The organism is Citrobacter sp. LST-B2 (assembly GCF_057983045.1).
Genome location: NZ_CP192598.1, coordinates 3,631,601 through 3,648,936, shown reverse-complemented (window position 1 = coordinate 3,648,936; position 17,336 = coordinate 3,631,601). Strand labels below are relative to the sequence as shown.

At 48.8% G+C, this 17,336-nt stretch carries 15 protein-coding genes and 2 pseudogenes; 12 read left to right on the top strand and 5 right to left on the bottom strand.

Annotated features, from left to right (window positions below; genetic code table 11):
* Positions 1-33: 33 nt before the first annotated feature.
* Positions 34-1,116 carry a RecT family recombinase gene (locus ACQ0PY_RS17600; RefSeq protein WP_446894169.1) on the bottom strand — a complete coding sequence of 361 codons (1,083 nt, stop codon included), beginning with the start codon at positions 1,114-1,116 and terminating at the stop codon, positions 34-36.
* 10 nt (positions 1,117-1,126) lie between these two features.
* Positions 1,127-3,265 (bottom strand): annotated as a pseudogene (locus ACQ0PY_RS17595) (exonuclease family protein); the annotation flags it as partial.
* Positions 3,266-3,269: 4 nt separating this feature from the next.
* On the opposite strand from ACQ0PY_RS17595, the gene ACQ0PY_RS17590 reads away from it, so the two are divergent.
* From ACQ0PY_RS17590 to ACQ0PY_RS17540, 11 genes and pseudogenes are all read left to right on the top strand, one after another.
* Positions 3,270-3,653, top strand: coding sequence for a hypothetical protein (locus ACQ0PY_RS17590; RefSeq protein WP_446894168.1), 384 nt, complete (start codon positions 3,270-3,272; stop codon positions 3,651-3,653).
* Between the two features lie 11 nt (positions 3,654-3,664).
* Positions 3,665-4,195: a hypothetical protein gene (locus ACQ0PY_RS17585; RefSeq protein WP_446894167.1), complete on the top strand. Its 531-nt coding sequence runs from the start codon at positions 3,665-3,667 to the stop codon at positions 4,193-4,195.
* On the top strand, positions 4,192-4,968 hold the full coding sequence (locus ACQ0PY_RS17580; RefSeq protein WP_446894166.1) for a phosphoadenosine phosphosulfate reductase domain-containing protein: 777 nt from the start codon (positions 4,192-4,194) through the stop codon (positions 4,966-4,968). The genes ACQ0PY_RS17585 and ACQ0PY_RS17580 overlap by 4 nt, the downstream gene beginning before the upstream one ends.
* The gene (locus tag ACQ0PY_RS17575) at positions 4,965-5,798 is read left to right on the top strand and encodes a DUF551 domain-containing protein (protein ID WP_446894165.1); all 834 of its coding nucleotides are present in this window, start codon (positions 4,965-4,967) and stop codon (positions 5,796-5,798) included. The genes ACQ0PY_RS17580 and ACQ0PY_RS17575 overlap by 4 nt, the downstream gene beginning before the upstream one ends.
* Positions 5,799-6,026: 228 nt before the next feature.
* On the top strand, positions 6,027-6,284 hold the full coding sequence (locus tag ACQ0PY_RS17570; RefSeq protein WP_418225155.1) for a hypothetical protein: 258 nt from the start codon (positions 6,027-6,029) through the stop codon (positions 6,282-6,284).
* Positions 6,281-6,982, top strand: a pseudogene (locus tag ACQ0PY_RS17565) (DNA cytosine methyltransferase); the annotation flags it as partial. The gene ACQ0PY_RS17570 and the pseudogene ACQ0PY_RS17565, both read left to right, overlap by 4 nt.
* A 99-nt stretch (positions 6,983-7,081) precedes the next feature.
* Positions 7,082-7,564, top strand: coding sequence for a DUF1833 family protein (locus ACQ0PY_RS17560; protein ID WP_130097135.1), 483 nt, complete (start codon positions 7,082-7,084; stop codon positions 7,562-7,564).
* Between the two features lie 59 nt (positions 7,565-7,623).
* Positions 7,624-8,136: a DUF4823 domain-containing protein gene (locus tag ACQ0PY_RS17555; protein WP_109740528.1), complete on the top strand. Its 513-nt coding sequence runs from the start codon at positions 7,624-7,626 to the stop codon at positions 8,134-8,136.
* Between the two features lie 69 nt (positions 8,137-8,205).
* Positions 8,206-8,586, top strand: coding sequence for a nitrite transporter (locus ACQ0PY_RS17550; RefSeq protein ID WP_446894164.1), 381 nt, complete (start codon positions 8,206-8,208; stop codon positions 8,584-8,586).
* Positions 8,583-11,300, top strand: coding sequence for a host specificity factor TipJ family phage tail protein (locus ACQ0PY_RS17545; RefSeq protein ID WP_446894163.1), 2,718 nt, complete (start codon positions 8,583-8,585; stop codon positions 11,298-11,300). Before ACQ0PY_RS17550 ends, ACQ0PY_RS17545 begins: the two co-directional genes overlap by 4 nt.
* Before the next feature lie 53 nt (positions 11,301-11,353).
* A complete protein-coding gene (locus ACQ0PY_RS17540) occupies positions 11,354-13,300 on the top strand; it encodes a tail fiber/spike domain-containing protein (RefSeq protein ID WP_446894162.1) in 1,947 nt (648 codons plus the stop codon).
* A 149-nt stretch (positions 13,301-13,449) separates the two neighbouring features.
* Here ACQ0PY_RS17540 and ACQ0PY_RS17535 read toward each other — a convergent pair whose 3' ends face one another.
* The 3 genes from ACQ0PY_RS17535 to ACQ0PY_RS17525 are packed head-to-tail and all read right to left on the bottom strand — an operon-like array spanning position 13,450 to position 16,179.
* A complete protein-coding gene (locus ACQ0PY_RS17535) occupies positions 13,450-14,871 on the bottom strand; it encodes a glucosyltransferase domain-containing protein (protein ID WP_446894161.1) in 1,422 nt (473 codons plus the stop codon).
* Between the two features lie 19 nt (positions 14,872-14,890).
* Positions 14,891-15,820 (bottom strand): glycosyltransferase family 2 protein, encoded by a 930-nt coding sequence (locus ACQ0PY_RS17530; protein WP_446894160.1) that lies wholly within the window; start codon positions 15,818-15,820, stop codon positions 14,891-14,893.
* The gene (locus ACQ0PY_RS17525; RefSeq protein ID WP_354655354.1) at positions 15,817-16,179 is read right to left on the bottom strand and encodes a GtrA family protein; all 363 of its coding nucleotides are present in this window, start codon (positions 16,177-16,179) and stop codon (positions 15,817-15,819) included. Before ACQ0PY_RS17525 ends, ACQ0PY_RS17530 begins: the two co-directional genes overlap by 4 nt.
* A gap of 122 nt (positions 16,180-16,301) precedes the next feature.
* On the opposite strand from ACQ0PY_RS17525, the gene ACQ0PY_RS17520 reads away from it, so the two are divergent.
* Positions 16,302-17,270 (top strand): IS5-like element IS903B family transposase, encoded by a 969-nt coding sequence (locus ACQ0PY_RS17520; RefSeq protein WP_489670793.1) that lies wholly within the window; start codon positions 16,302-16,304, stop codon positions 17,268-17,270.
* Positions 17,271-17,336 lie beyond the last annotated feature (66 nt).

The following is a 17,336-nucleotide window of genomic DNA, read 5'->3' as shown; positions in this document are numbered from 1 at the left end:
CTGTGATGGAGGGTGTTACCCCTCCCTATTCAATTAGCCGATGTATTCCGGTTTCATGTCGTCAAGAGTTATGCGGTACTTATCGTGCAGCTCGTCGCCAAGATGTCGCTTCGCAGCGGAGAGTTTTTTCTCTACCACTTCAAAGCATGTTGCAGCATCCGGTGCGTCAGGCTGTGGCAGACTGTTGATTGCTTCATCAAGCATGGCGCGATGCTTAACCAGGTGATAACGGCGGGTAGCTTTATTCTTCAACTCAGTGAACAATGCCGTACCTAATGCAGGTTTTGCCGTATTGATATCGTTTCCCACAGCAGTTGCATCTTCCAGCGTCTCAGCCGAATCAATGCGCGCACGGAATTTCTCTGCAGCATCATCGATGTTTACATCAGATTCCTGCGCACCGGCGGTCTGCAGGTTATCGGCATTAATATCCTGCATGGTGATGCTTTGGGTGCTCTGGGCAGGGTTGATAATTTTCTCTTCCCGCTCTTCGAGTTCGTCTGGGGTGTAGACGCCAAGAATGACGTCAGGGCAGAAAAGGCGAGCCCAGCGTTTCACTGCGAGGTAAGCAAGTTGCTGGCGCGGATCGTCAGCCCAGAGAGTGGAGTTACGAACTCGTGCCTGAGCAAGCAGCAGGTCGAGTTCTCGCGGTTGATCCTCACCTTTCAGGCGCGCTTTGATAATGATGCCGATACCTTCTTCATCAGCCATTGCCCAACCCGGTACGCGGTACTCGCCTTTTTCACCTTTTTTGATGTTGAATTTGCCGATGACCTTTTCCCATGGGCCATACCATTCATATTCAAAACGGCTTGCCAGTACACCACTGCGGGAAATAACTGCGTTAACCAGTTGTGCTTCGTAACCCAGCACACCATTGATAAGGTGCGTTTTCTGCGCCACAGCGAAAGGATTCATCTGCCATTGTGCGGCCTGCATAGCTACTGCCATGCAATCTGCTGCATTACCCTGCAGATGGCGAGGAACCGTTGCAGAACCCTGAGACATCATCTGAGCGAAGGCACTGATAGCGTTCAGGTACTGCGAGTCAAACAAAGCAATGTTTGAGTTAACTACTGCATTCTGATCGGCAACAGTTATGTTTTTGTTTTCCATAGTTTCCCCCTTAAGCCATTTCACGAAGCGCATCGAGACGGCGCAGGTCGTAATCGTTCAGTTCGTCGGTGTAGTCTTCAGTTATCGGTGCTGGCCATTCGCCTGTGTCCATGGCGTTCGCGATGGAACGAATCGTCTGGCGATACTCAAGCTTTCCGAGTTCCAGCAGTGATTCCGAAGCCCACACAACAGCCACCCAGTGATAACCTTCATCTTTGTTCACGAAGATCCACGCGAATTTGTCCAGGTCGGCAACGTTGCAGTACATACCGGCGCTGAGGTGGTAATCGCGCATGGTTATTTCGCGGTGAAGCCGTGATTTCAGGGCATCTTCCTTCACATCCCACATGCTGATTGTTTTCAGGTCGAAGCCGATACGCAGACCTTCGTACTCGAGTTCAACATCCGGGCGAACACGGATTTCAAGCCCGGTGTCGTCATCAATGCCGAAATAGCTGACTTCAACGGCACGTGTTGGGTTTTGCAGTAACTTGCCTGCTTCAGGGTGGGTGTAGAGCGCAGACTGGATAGCCAGCGCGGTGGCGTACTGCTGACGGGTAACCAGGATTTTATCGCCTGGGTTTTCGCGCCATGCGTCAAGCAGCTCGTCGGCGAACACTGTGTCAGGTTTGACGGATTTCACTGACTGAATCAGATCCGCTTTGGTACCAGATACTTTCAACGGTTGAGGTTTCTGTGCTTCCTGCGCAACGAGATCAGGATTGATGATTGCCAATTGCTCCAGTAGCGTGTCGCGGCTACCGCTGGTTTTCATTTGCGCCGGCAGGGTGGCGTTGTATTCCCTGATGCATGCCTTCATTTTGGCTGCTGTAACTTTTTGGCCTTCCTCCACACGCTGGAATTCAGGTGGTAACGACATGTAGCTTTCGCCAGTTTGGGTAACATCATCTCCTAACGGAATTGGCTGTGGCAGGGTGGCGTTGTATTCCTCCAGGAACCTTTTAATATCGTCTGCGCTGAGCTGCACCGGCAGATCATTGTTGTAGTCGTCGATAACTGCGCGGATGGTTGCTGTCGTCGTGAGAGCGCCTTCCGGGATAACCGGTTCAATGCTGAATTCTTCATCCAGAATTTCAGGCTGTAACGCCAGCGCATGCACCAGATTTCCCATATCCAGAACTTTGGAGCGTTCTTTCTTTATGGTTTTAGATACGTGGCGGCCGTCGTAATACATCAGGCTCACTCGTGCGTCTTTCACCATCGTTGAACTGATACCATTCGCGGCGTGATAAACGTCGTTCGGCACGCCTTCATAACGGCCAGGCTCGAAGTATGACGGCCACTCCGGTGCCGGTTCCTCCTGTTGCGTTTCCGGCGCATTTTGTTGCACTTCTGGTTCAGAATGGTTTACTGAGTCGTCATTTTGGTGCGTTTCAGCCTGACTCTGGTTCAGAATGGCCCGCTCTCCGGCATCTGCTTCTTCACCATTCCCCAGATTACTTTCGCCTGCGTACAGCGCATCACCAGCCTGTTTTTCATCACCGTTAGTTTCTTGAACCTGCACATTGCTGGTGGTCTCCGGATCCTTTTTAGTGCCATGAGTCGAAGAGTTCTTGATTAAAGCGGCAGCGTCAAAAATGCCATCGGCAGCTTTTTCCGGTTGCGTGGTCTGCTGGCTTGTCTCTGTCTTCACCCATTTCGGATCGTTCGGGTCGCTGATTCCTTCAACGTAATCACCACGTGAAGCCGCAAGGATTTTATTTACTTCTTCTGCTGTTACCTTCTGAGGCATTGGCATTGATGAGCGACCGCAGGCGATATCAACGATCATTTCATCCGGGTGAGCGTGGTCGGTTTCAGTCATGACACGATTGAGATACTCGCGATGACGGAAAGGAGATTTAAACAGTTCCTCTGGCGTTGTTTTTACCGTAGCGACATTGCAGGCGCGGGAGTAATCCATCCCACCAGGCATTTCTTCAAACAATTTGCAGGTCGCAATAAATTCATCGAGTACGTTATCTTCCCCTGAGCGGGAGAGATTCATAATGGCGTTGGCTTCAACATCGATCTCGAAGGAAGGGCTGTAAATATCGAACTCTTTGTTACGGGCGATCAGGCCAAGTGCTATTTCATATTCGAGCCCGGTTTTTGTCAGTGGAGTAAGAGGCTTAGCGTCAAATCTATGCCTGATGGCAAAGCGCAGACACATTAAAAAAATCGGTCAGGGGAAAGGCGTTAAGTGGGGACTTCCTGACGAAACGAAAATTAACCCGGAGCCAGTGTTTGCAGAACTACCGGAAATTGAGATCACGCCGAAAGTTGCAATGCTTCCTGCGCTGGCGCCATCGGCAGAACCGGAACCGACCAACACCAGGACAGAAGAATTCTTGGAGAGCATCCCTGTACTGAGAAAACCATCTCAGCCAATGCAGATCCCATCACTACGGGAAATCAGCAACAAGATCCGCAAAGTCAAATCCAACCTGCAAGGACTGGAGAAACTCCGTGTAGCCGTTCGGGAAGTTAACAAACATCGCCGTGCGCTGAGTTTATTTATCGGGGAGGGGAAATGAGCTTCTTCTCTATGAAAAAAATGGGTGTTCCCGGCAAATGTCCTGCGCATATGCGTGCATGGACGGTCGCTGAGGATGAAACGTTGATCGCAATGTACCCGACAGCCACTTTCAGGGAAATAGGTTTGAGGCTGAATCGGAGCGAGGCAGCGACGCGATATCACGCCCGCCAGCTTCGCCACGCAGGCCTGCTGCAACCGAAGCACATCGCCTTCACCATGGATGATGATCGATTTATTCGTCGTAATCGTCACTCGTTAACTGCAAAAGAGATAGCGCTATTACTTGGGCGTTCTACAGAGAATATCTATCGCCGCGCGAAACTGCTGGGTGTAAGTCTGGCGAAATGTGGCGATTCACACTGGAGCACAAAATATCCGGATGAAGATGTCGAGCTGATGTGTGCGCTACGTGATGACGGAATGCGGGTATGTGATATTGCCGAAAAATTTGAGATAGCTCCGCAGATGGTCAGTTGGCTGTGTAACAAACGACTGATGGCTGTTGATGCCATGACTTTGAACCGGGAGGCCGCACAATGATCACCGGTATCCAATCACTGATTGAAGCAGGCGCGTTGTTTGTATCCAACCACTCAGGCGGAAAAGACAGTCAGGCGATGCTGATCAAGTTGCTTGATGTCATCCCGGCGCGTCAACTCGTCGTTGTTCATGCGTCGCTTGGCGCGGTTGAATGGCCTGGTGCGCTCGAGTTGGCTCGCGACCAGGCGAAGGCTGCTGATCTGCCGTTCGTTGTCGCCACTGCGCGCAAAACTCTGCTGGAAATGGTCGCACGACGCTTTGCGAACCGTCCGGAAGTACCGAGCTGGCCATCCGCCAGCACCCGGCAATGCACCAGTGACCTGAAGCGCGGCCCCATCCAGCGAGAAGTCCGTCGGTACGCAAAGGCCAATGGTTTTAAAACCATCGTGAACTGCCTCGGTCTGCGCGCGCAAGAGTCGCCTGGGCGCGCCAAGCGGCAGGTATTCCGTAAAAACGAGACAGATTCCAACTCGGTGCTGACCTGGTACGAGTGGTTGCCGGTTCACGAGATGAATACAGACGAGGTTTTTGCAGCCATCCGCGAATCTGGGCAGCAGCCGCACTACGCCTATGCTCTGGGCAATGAGCGACTGAGTTGCGTCTTCTGCATCATGGCAAGCCGTAACGACCTGAGGAATGGCGCGCGTCACCATCCCGAATTGCTGGAGCAATATGCCGCGCTTGAAACGCGTACCGGATACACGATGCACATGAATCGCATTCCTATCCGCGAGTTGACCGCAGATATTGAGAAACAGGAGCGTGCAGCATGACCACTATTACCAAAGAACAGACACAAAAAATTATTGATGCTGCCGATGAAGTTATTACCGCACTGGCTGGCACTAACGATGATGTTCACCCTGATAACAGCGCGAAGATGTGCGGTTTGTGGGACGAGCTGAACGATAGATACGCACCGCCAGAAGTTGTGCGCGAGCTGGCGCGTATCGCGCTGGCATCGATCGAGGCGGAGGCGGTGACGAATGAGATTGTCATCCCTGAACCTGCGACGCACCGTAACATCAATGAAATATGTCCGCCAGGCGTTAATCAGACCCTATTCGCATCTGGTTGGAACGCGAGCCGCAAATCAGGGATGAATAGCGGCCGCATTCCGCCGATCGTCAAAGGGATTGATGCAGAATGCGTGGGCTGGAACGCTTGCCGCGCCGCCATGCTTCAGGGTGCCGAACCTGCAAGTAATTGCGATGAATTACCGCTGGACTACCTGCAAGGGCACAAAGACGGGCTGGAATGGGCAGCACAACTGGCAAAAGCAAATCATCCGGAAACTGGCGACTGGCTTTACGATGACCCTATCGAATTGTCAAAGGCGATACGCAAGGGGCCGGATATGCCATTATCCGATGGCAACTCTCCGGTGATTCAGGATGGCTGGATTAAGTGCAGCGAGCGGATGCCGGAAGACGAGCAGGAGGTTCTAACCAGGAACAGGATGGGGCATTGCTTTGTATCGTTCTTTGATGAGCATTCAGGGCTGTTTTTCGACAGAGTAGATGTGGCCGCCGCATGCTGTATAGAGCACATATTGGTAACCCATTGGATGCCACTGCCAGCAGCACCGCAGCAGGAGGAGTGAGGTGAGTACTTATCTTTTTTTCGGTTTCCTTGTTGTTTGCACTCTGTTTTGTATGGTGATGCTGTGGCGGGTGGTCAAGGTGGCAAAGTGGCGATTCAAGGCCCTCGAAATGAGTGCTGATGATTATCGGGCACTACCTGAATTTAATAAGATGTTGTGGATGATTTGGATATGGAGGCTAGAACGCTTCCCGAGATGTAATAAGCGGGCATGGCGGGAGACGAAGTGATGGATCAACTACTGCAATACGCAACCAACCGGATTATTGAGCTGGAAAATCTGCTGCTGGTGGATGTTCCTGAAACCGTCTGGCCAGCGGAAGTGAAAATGGTTTTTTCTCAGGTCGAGAATGCCAGTGATCTCCTTTCTCACCACCAGCGCCGCCTGCAGCATCACATCAACCGGATGTGGCTGGAAAAAATGCCGGTACCGTCAATTGTTACTGCTGCCCGTTCGCTGGCAAGCGCGATGGAGAAATACGCGTGAGAGAAATCATTGTTGATAATTTCGCTGGTGGCGGCGGAGCGTCAACCGGCATTGAAATGGCGATCGGGCGCAGCGTTGATATTGCGATAAACCACGATGAAAACGCCGTGGCGATGCACACGACAAACCATCCTGATACGTTGCACTACTGCGAATCTGTTTACGATGTCAGCCCAAAAGTTGCGACTGCTGGCCGCCCGGTTGCGCTCGCGTGGTTTTCCCCGGATTGCCGCCACTTTTCCAAGGCCAAGGGTGCGAAGCCTGTTGAAAAAGCGATACGCGGTCTGGCTTGGGTGACACTGCGCTGGGGGCTTGATGTTAAGCCTCGTGTTATGAAGCTGGAGAACGTCGAAGAGTTTAAAACATGGGGGCCGCTTCTTGCTGGTGAAATGCGCCCGGATCCTGAACGTGTTGGCGAAACCTTCCGGGCTTTCGTCGCTATGCTAACGACGGGGATTTCTCCCAATCATCCTGCGCTGATGGAGTGCTGTGAATTCCTGGGTATTCCTCTCGACAGCGATGACGCCGCCAGGTTGGTAAAAGGTCTGGGTTATGTTGTTGAGTATCGGGAACTGCGCGCCTGTGACTACGGTGCGCCGACGATCAGAAAACGCTTCTTCATGGTTATGCGCTGTGACGGGAAACCGATAGTGTGGCCGGAGCCAACACATGGGGATCCGAAATCACCGGCGGTTATGGACTCGTCCGGTTCTTGGAGATGGTTGGGCGGAGTTCCCGGACTACATCATCAACAGCAACATCATTGATATTGCGCTTAACAGAGAGTGGCCTGAGGCATGACCATACTGAATCGACTCTATGCTTCTTCCGGAGAAGAGGTAATTATTGAAACTCTGCAGATCACTATCGGTGATGACGTTCTTTATCTTTGTGATGGTTACGACGATGTAACGGCGGTGACGGAGTCAGGTGAGGAAGTGACATTTATTGCCAGCGCCATCGCCGTTGCGCTTCCGGCTCGTAACAGTGACGGAACTCAGGATCTGCAGTTTGCAGTAAGTAATATCGATGGAGAGGCATCAACAGCAATTCGTAATGCGCTGGATAATCTTCGTGGTGCAACGATGACTTATCGAAAATACACCTCCAACGATTTAGCAGCTCCTGCGGAACGCCCGTTCACTCTTAAGGTGAAAAGTGGGTATTGGACGGCAACTCAGGCGCAAATTATCGCTGGATACATGAATGTTCTGGATACCGCCTGGCCCCGCTATCGCTACACACTCCCGTTCTATCCTGGCCTTCGGTACATGAGTTGATGTTCAGTCGAAATAATCCTTGATAATATAAGAATCTTCAAACTGACAGGGATAGAAAAGTGAAACGATTTTTGCTGGTTTCTGCCGTAATTTTACTGGCTGGGTGTTCAGCTAAATACAACACGAGCAATATTCAGAACAATACCGAGCAGTTGATCAAAGATGCTCCAGTTGCTATTTCCATGCCATCTGATGGCGTGTATGAAACCCGTACATATGCGGGTTCCGGAAATTCAACGGCTACTGCATTAAAATCTGCGTTTTTGCGCCACTCTGATAGCGTAACAATTTATGCTGATTGTGAAGATATTACCTGCCTGAAAAGTAAACATGCTATCAGTCATGGATACTATGTTATTCCGCAAATACTTCACTGGGAGGACAGGGCAACCGAGTGGTCAGGAATTCCGGATAAAATTGAAGTTAAAATCACAATTTATAACGCAGAGTCCAACGATCGGATTGCCTCAACGATTATTAGTGGTAAAAGCAAGTGGGCTACGTTTGGTGGTGACCATCCGCAAGACTTGCTACCGGATCCAGTCAACTCTTACATATCCAGTCTTTATTGAACAATCTGTAAAACACATTCCAGACCCCGTTCATACGGGGTTTTTTATTGCCTTAATTCCGGAGGCCATATGTTTAATCCTGATAAATACCTTTCGGTGAAATGGCTGAAAGGTGGGCGCGTTTACCCGGAACTTGACTGCTTTGGGGTGCTGAATGAAGTACGCCGTGATATCGGCCTTCCTGAATGGCCAGATTTTGCCGGGGTAACCAAGGATAACGGCGGACTTGACCGGGAAGCACGAAAGCTTATGCGTTCTCTTCGTCGGTGTGAACCGTGTGAGGGGGCCGGAGTTGCATGCTATTCCGGTTCAACAGTGGCACATGTCGCCGTGGTAGTAGATATCAATGGCCAGCTTTACGTTGCAGAGTGTAACCATAAAACAAACGTTACATTTCTGCCATTGGCGCGTTTCATGCGTCGCTTCGTCAAAGTGGAGTTCTGGGCGTGACAATAAGACTTTACCCCTCCAGATTGCCAGGGGAACCGCTGGAAACGCATCAACATGGCGCGATGACGATTCATCAATGGATGAAGCGAAACGTTGAAAATTATCGTGCTGATATGAAGCATCCGGTTGCTATTGAAGTTGATGGGGAAAATATCCCCCCGTCGGCATGGTTTGATTTTGCAGTTAAACCAGACAGCGATGTGAAAATTTTCCCGATCCCTTACACAGCCGTTGCGCTGGCATGGGTTGCTGTTGCTGTCTCAGTTGCCTCCGTTGCTTATGCACTGTTCTTTGCTCCTGGTGCTGCGGACCCGGGCGGTTTTTCGTCCTCGACAGGCGATTCACTGGACGTTAACCCTGCGAAAGCGAACCGGGCAAAACTAGGCGATCCGATTCGTGAGTTGTTCGGACGCCGTCGAATTTACCCCGATTACGTGGTGCAGCCGGTAACCCGCTTCAGTCCGGACGACCCGACAGTGATGACCGTTGAAATGTTTGTCGCTTTAGGGTTTGGGTTGTTCTCATTTGGTAATGGAGATATACGTGTCGGCGCCACACCAGTTTCATCGCTGGGTGATGGATTCACCCATACTTTGTATCTACCCGGTCAGAATGTCGCAGGTGATCGCCGTAGTGAGAACTGGTTCAACTCTACAGAAGTGGGTGGAACATCTTCTGGGGCCGGTCTGGATATGGCCCAGACCGCGCCAGATACGGAAGACGTTGTTGCGCAGTCTTTGACAGTATCAGGGAGTACGATCACATTTAACGGGTTAAGTACCGATGATGACGATCCGGCGACCAATGAATTACCGGAATCGTGGGTTGCAGGTGCAGTGGTTGAACTTATCGTTCCTGATTCATTTGTTGTTACTAATGATGGCGCATACAGCCGAATCACCAGTGATAATCTGGCTGAAATAGCCCCATATGTCGGAATGCCAGTCACGCTCTGGTACAACAGTGTCGACTATAACCTCTTCATTGCATCTTACACTCCACACTCAGCACCACCTGGCGGTGACGTAGTGACTGCATCAGTAACTCTTGCCTATGAGAGTTCGGTCGGAGCACCTTTTACGGGCATTCCGGAAGGTTATATTCGTCTATCGCTGTCCCATGCGGGCAATCAGTACAAAATTCTCGATGTTGATGGCAGCAGCGTAACACTCAGGCGTCTGGTCAACGGTGTAGTTGATAACACCTGGCCGGGATTCGCTGCCAGAACCGTACTTGATTTCGATGCGTCTGGTGTTAACCAGAACGATACATGGATGGGGCCATTTATGGCGTGCCCGGAAAATGAAACAATCGATATGTTTGAGGTTAATTTCTTTTTCCCGAATGGAATTTGCGGTTACAACAAAAAAGGCAGAAAGCAGAACAGGGAGGTGCGCTGGGAGATCCAGTATCGTGTTTATGGCTCAGGATCGGGATGGAGCAGCAAAACAGGATCGTACAATACACAGAACATCAATGGTCTCGGATACACTGAGCGCGTCACTTTAAGCTCTCCGGGCCTCGTTGAAGTTCGCTGCCGGCGCACTAACGAGCAGGGGCAGGACAACAGCCGCGATAACATGTACTGGCAATCATTGCGCGGTCGTTTGCTCACGCGACCTTCATCCTATGCAGGCGTCACGACGATGGGCGTCACTGTGGAGACCGGCGGTAAACTGGCAGCGCAGTCCGATCGGCGTGTCAATGTGGTAGCCACCAGAATTTACGATACAGGTACACCACGCAGCATTTCCGGCGCGCTGTACCACGTTGGTAACTCTCTGGGGCTGGATATGGATACTGACGCCATTAATGCTCTGGAAAGCATGTACTGGACGCCTGACAATGAGTTCTTTGACTTCGAGACCACAGACAGCACATCGGTACTGGAGGTTTTGCAGAAGATAGCCAACGCCGGGAAAAGTTATTTTCTGCTGACTGACGGACTGGCATCAGTCGCGCGTGAAGGTGTTAAGCCCTGGTCTGGTGTTATCAGTCCACATGAGATGACAGAAGACCTTCAAACCGCGTTTGTGGCTCCCTCTGACGACGACTATGACGGCGTGGACGTTACGTATATCAACGGGACGACATGGGCGGAGGAGACGGTACAGTGCCGGACACCGGGTAATCCAACCCCCGTTAAAATAGAAGACTACACGCTTGATGGCGTGCTCGACCGGGACTGTGCCTATCAGATCGGCATGCGGCGCCTGATGAAGTATCTCAGGCAGCGTTTGACGTTCACGACCACCACAGAACTGGATGCACTCTGTTACAACGTTGGCGATCGGGTTGTACTGACCGACGATATACCGGGAAGCAAGACGGTTAGTGCGCTGATTGAAAGTATGTCCACGGCTGACGGTCTGACGACATTTACTGTTACGGAACCACCAGACTGGAGTTTTGATAATCCGCGTGCACTCATCCGTTATCAGGATGGGACAACCTCCGGGTTGCTGGTGGCTACCAATGCAGGGGATTATCAGATCTCTGTGCCTGAACAGCCAGAGTTCGGAAATATCATCCTGAATGACCAAGCCATTGAACCACCGCGCCTTATTTTCTGCGATTCTTCACGTGTTGGCTATAACGCCATTATTTCTGAAATTGCCCCACAATCTGACGGAACATGCCAGGTAACGGCCAAAGAATATCGCGACTCCTTCTATCAATACGACAATGCCTCTTATCCCGGCAATGTAGCTTAATCAAAAAAATCAACACAACTCGTTTCGGCGGGTTTTTCGCTTATGAGGCCTATATGACGACTTATAACACCGGCAATCCGCTGGGGTCTGCTGCTGCAAAGGATTTGTACGATAACGCGCAGAATTTTGATTTTGCGCTCAATGACATAACTCAGGCAATCTGGAATGACCGTTTTGGGCGGGAACGTAATACGTGGTTTGGCCTTGAGACGATGGTAATTAATGCCGCCGGGTCCTATGGTTATGTCATTCTTAACGACATGTCTTTTCAGGATGGCGGTACAGTTAATCTGAATGAATTACTTCTGGATGAAAGCACCGGTGAGTATTTCAAGTGGACAGGCACTTTTCCTGTCGGGGGGAAAGTTGTTCCACCAGGTTCGATTCCGGCTTCCACAGGCGGGGAAGGACCTGGTGCATGGCTCTCAGTTGGTGATTCGACATTGCGTACTATGCTCGCATCTTCTTCGGGAGCGGGAATGGTTGGTTACGACAGCGGAGAAACCTATGCGCCTGGGACTGTCGGTGAGGCTATCGGTCCATATACCGCAACTGGTGGTGACAGAAAGTTAAGTCGTGAAGATCGTGCCAAAATCACATACATCGCTCCTGACTTTGAACCCTTCTCAACTAACGCAGGTGCCGCTGTAAATGCCGCAATTGCGCAATTGCGAACGGAAGAGGATGCTGTTAATGCCCCTAACCTGAAAGGCGGAAAAATTATACTGCCACGCGGCCGTATGAACTCCGTAACGCCAATCAGCATTAATCGAATTTTAGGGCAAACTGGTATCGATATCCAAGGGCAAGGGCAGACAACAACATCTATCGACCTGACCAGTGCGCCTGCTGGCAGCGACGGTATTGAATCAAACTCTACAGGTGCTGTTTACGGCGAGTTTTCAAACTTTTGCATTACCGGGGCGCGACGTCGCGCATTCTCATTTGAATCAGGCTCACGCTTAACTTTTAAAAATGTGCAGGCTTACCTTTCTGAGGGGGACGGTTTTTTCTTCGGGAATAACTTTGTAACAAGCCTTGAAAAGTGCACATCTGGAAACAACTCGGGGAGCGGGTTTAATTTCTCTAACACCCCACCTGCAGGAGAAGTAACATCCGAAAAGACATCAATTAACCTAGTCAACTGCTTTGCATCAAATAACGCGAGCACTGGATATATCCTCGGAAATATGAATTACTCAAGCGTAAGGGCTTGTGCAGCAGATTTTAACGGCTTGTATGGTTACCTTATTTCCGGCATGACATTTGGCTTGAGTGTTGAGGGATCTGGTTCGGAAAATAATGGTCGTTCTGGATTTGCTGTGATTGCAACACGCGCTACGGATAATATTCGTGGAGTGACTCTAAAAAATATAACTGGTTATCGAAATAATCTTGCTAATAGCGGGCATCCAACGCTGTTGTTTGTGCAAGCTGCAAATGGAGGGACTGCCCGATGCAGGCTTGAAGGAGCTGTGTCAAACGCGGCTGGCCCCGGTGCTGCTGTACCCGATGTTATTGTTGAAGGAAGCGGAGCCCGCCTCATCCTGAAAGGGGATTGTGATCTGCCAAAAGGATGGCGCTCAAGAAATGGTGGATATGTTGATTATGAACCAGTAACGCACGTAATTAACAGACTGGTAAACGCCTCAACCCCAACGGGTATATGCAATCTAAAATCAACTCAGGGATTCAATACAACATATTCTGGAGAAATTACAGTTGTAGTCTCAAATGGACATCCATCTGTCGAAGCAAGAAATATAAGCATTTATAAACTGCTTATTGTTAAGTCGGTAGGGACGCAACAATTAGTAGAATTGTCAAAAGCTGGCCACGTTGCAGCAAGCGGAAACGGAGCCAGTCTTCCAAGTTTCACATGGTCACTTGATTCAGCAAACAATGCTTTAGTGGCAACACCAAACGGCGGCGTTGGCGGAATTGAGTTTTGGTTCGAAATAACAACATCAAGTCAAATCGTTGCGTTCGGAGTTTACTAAGGAGGAATTATGGAAACTGATCAATAGACAGGATTCCGACCGCCAACACACGACTTCATCTAATCATCTGGCTGAATGACAATCTTTAAGAGACGTATCGTAATAACGGTTTTATGTAACTTACAGGCCAGTACATACTGGCCAATCAATTAATTTTTACCCGGCAGTTTCCCAAGCCTAACAATGATATAATCACCATTGTCAACAATTGAGTCAGGGCTTGGCCATAATGACAACTTCTGAGCAGCATCCCTTGCTTTTTCCACATCAGTGCTTTTTATACCCCTTAACTCAGCTATGCCCTCCATTTTCATGAATGACATTATTCTTTTGTTGTTGCCGCCATCCCATGAAAAGTGAGAACCACCGAACACATCGGAGTTTTTTACTTTCCACGGAGTTACCTTGAAATATCCACCATAAAAATAAACGGGTTTTTTTACTGGATCAAAATTAGGATATTTTCGATATATTGTGTTAATTATGGATTCTGCCGTCCTGATATCAATTTCATGTGTTTTTTTATCGGAGTAAAATAACTTGCTAGCGCTGGATGAGCCGATGCTTACCATAATAATAACAATGACTGTAGGAATTAATTTATTATCTATGTAATAGATGCTTAACCCGAAAATCATTGAAAGACACACCCCCAGCGATACCATTGTTCTAGGTGGCACACTCCCGCCAAAAGCGATATTCATTATAAATGGCGTAATGATTATAATTAAAGGGTAGATGATTTTTGATAATGTTACTTTCCTTCTGCGAAGAATCTCATATAAATACACAAAGTAAAATATAGTTATCAATCCATAAAGGTTAAGACCAAAGAACGACTTGCCAGTGAAATATCGTGAGATAAATGAAAATAAACTAACCAGTGTACTTATAAAATCAGCATTGCCCCATCTTATTAGTTGGTCAAAATAAGAAGTTGGTTGCACTTCTGCGAAAAACTGAAACCCCTTGGAAATAAAAGAATAAACCGCTACTGATATAATTGACAAAACCGCATATCTAGAAAGAATTTTCAATGACGAATTTAGGTTAACCTCTCCTCTCATACTCATAAATGCAATGTTGGATAACATAACGGATATTGGTAGTATAGAAAGAGACTGATATATTCCGATGGCGTAAATGTATAGGCAGACACTCACTAACGCCCATACAGAAATTAGTTTATTATTTCCACGATGAAAAGCCATGACTGACAAAGTACACAATACCATACCAATTGAGACCGTATCGCTTTGATTTGCAAACTCAAGTTGATAAGCATATTGAGGGATAGAAACATACACTGCTGCAATTAGTGATGTTTTGTAAACATCCAGTTTTGCTATACTGGCAGATAAAGTAGCTGCAAGTGCTAAAAGGCATACAGAAAATATAATTGTAAAGAATGGCGTAAAAGGTTCAGGCAGTATGTAGCTTCGTAATAGAGCATGGCCCCATCTCCCTAATGTTATAGTTTGATAATAGTTATCAAAAAACTCTTCATCTATAGATAACGTGAAATTTGTGATCTCATACCCATATACAAATAGCGCACAAACGAGTGCCACTATATACACCTTTGTAAAATTATTTATTTTGATCATTTTTTTTCCTAAGCACATATCGTGGCCTTTGCTTAACCTCTGTGTAAATTCTTCCAATATATTCACCAAGAACACCAATGCCGATAAGTTGTACGCCACCCAAGAATAAAATTGATACCAGCAAGGAAGGGTACCCCCTAACTGGGTTCCCAAAGGCCAGCGTTCCTATTATCATCCAGGCTCCATAGAGGAATGACATGCCAGCTACAGCCAGTCCGATATATGTCCACATGCGCAGTGGGAATGTAGAGAAGCTAGTTATTCCCTCAAGAGCAAGGTTCCACAGTTTCCATCCGTTGAATTTTGTGCTTCCGGCTACACGTTCAGCACGAGCGTATTCAACCACATCAGTTCGACCACCAACCCAACTCAGAACACCTTTCATGAACAGGTTACGTTCTGGCATGAGTTTTATGTTTTCAACGACTTCTCGAGACATCAGGCGGAAGTCACCGACGTTCTCTTCAATTTGCGGATTACTGATTTTGTTGTGGAGTTTGTAGAACCATTCAGCGGTCTTGCGTTTCAGCCGGCCATCTGTTGAGCGGTCAGAACGCTTTGCAAGAACCATATCAGCCCCAGACCGCCATTTCTCTATCAGATGAGGAATAACCTCAATCGGATCTTGCAAGTCGACATCTATAGGGATAACCGCATCACCAGTTGCGTGATTAAGACCGGCGAATAATGCAGGCTCTTTACCAAAGTTACGTGTGAATGATAGTGGTACAACAAGCGGATCAGACACAGCAAATGCGTTAATAATAGATTCTGTAGCGTCTTTGCTACCATCATTGATGAAGACTATCTCAACTTCATACTGTTTTAATTCGTCGAATTCCCGAACCGTTTTGTAGAAAATCGGTATCGTGGCTTCTTCATTGAAGACCGGAACGATCAGAGAGATTTTCATTTAGCATCCCTAAAGATTATGAATTTTGAGTAGATAAATCCCGCGATCAGGCTGAATGCCGAGAACGCCACAAGCGTTAAAATCGGTGGTGCCTTGAGTTGATCTGCAATAAACCCAGTAAGCATAGCCATAACCCCCATGAATACGACGAACGCAATGTAACGCCCGGTCGTAGCCTGAGAGTTGAAAGTAAACTTTGCATTAGCGAAGAAGCTAAAAGTTACAGCCACGCAAAATGCCGTAACATTGGAAATGGCCTGGCTGGCACCAAAGAAGTGAAGCAAACCAACAAAGCATAACCAATGAATAGCGGTGTTCACTACACCAACCGAAACATATCGACTAAATAGCTTTAACATGTGAAAAAATCAGTGAGCTCTGAAAGGATGGAAGTGTAGCACCAATACACCACTTGATCGACTGCGTAGGACAAATTGTAGCCTACGCATGGCTTTGTTGAATAAATCGAACTTTTGCTGAGTTGAAGGATCAGATCACGTATCTTCCCGACAACGCAGACCGTTCCGTGGCAAAGCAAAAGTTCAAAATCACCAACTGGCCCACCTACAATAAAGCCCTCATCAACCGTGGCTCCATAACTTTCTGGCTGGATGATGAAGCTGTTCAGGCCTGGTATGAGTCAGCAACACCTTCTTCACGAGGCAGACCTCAGCGCTATTCTGACCTTGCCATCACTACTGTGCTGGTCATTAAACGCGTATTCAGGCTGACCCTGCGGGCTGCGCAGGGCTTTATTGATTCCATTTTTTCTCTGATGAACGTTCCGCTACGCTGCCCGGATTACAGCTGTGTCAGCAGGCGGGCAAAGTCGGTTAATGTCAGTTTCAAAACGCCCACCCGGGGTGAAATCGCACACCTGGTAATTGATTCCACCGGGCTGAAGGTCTTCGGTGAAGGCGAGTGGAAAGTCAAAAAGCATGGCCAGGAACGCCGCCGTATCTGGCGTAAGCTGCATCTCGCCGTTGACAGTAAAACACATGAAATCATCTGCGCTGACCTGTCGCTGAACAACGTTACGGACTCAGAGGCCTTCCCCGGGTTAATCCGGCAAACCCACCGGAAAATCAGGTCAGCCGCCGCCGATGGCGCTTACGATACCCGGCTATGTCACGATGAACTGCGGCGTAAGAAAATCAGCGCGCTTATCCCTCCCCGAAAAGGTGCGGGTTACTGGCCCGGTGAATATGCAGACCGTAACCGTGCAGTGGCTAATCAGCGAATGACCGGGAGTAATGCGCGGTGGAAATGGACAACAGATTACAACCGTCGCTCGATAGCGGAAACGGCGATGTACCGGGTAAAACAGCTGTTCGGGGGTTCACTGACGCTGCGTGACTACGATGGTCAGGTTGCGGAGGCTATGGCCCTGGTACGAGCGCTGAACAAAATGACGAAAGCAGGTATACCTGAAAGCGTGCGTATTGCCTGAAAACACAACCCGCTACGGGGGAGACTTACCCGAAATCTGATTTATTCAACAAAGCCCCTACGCATT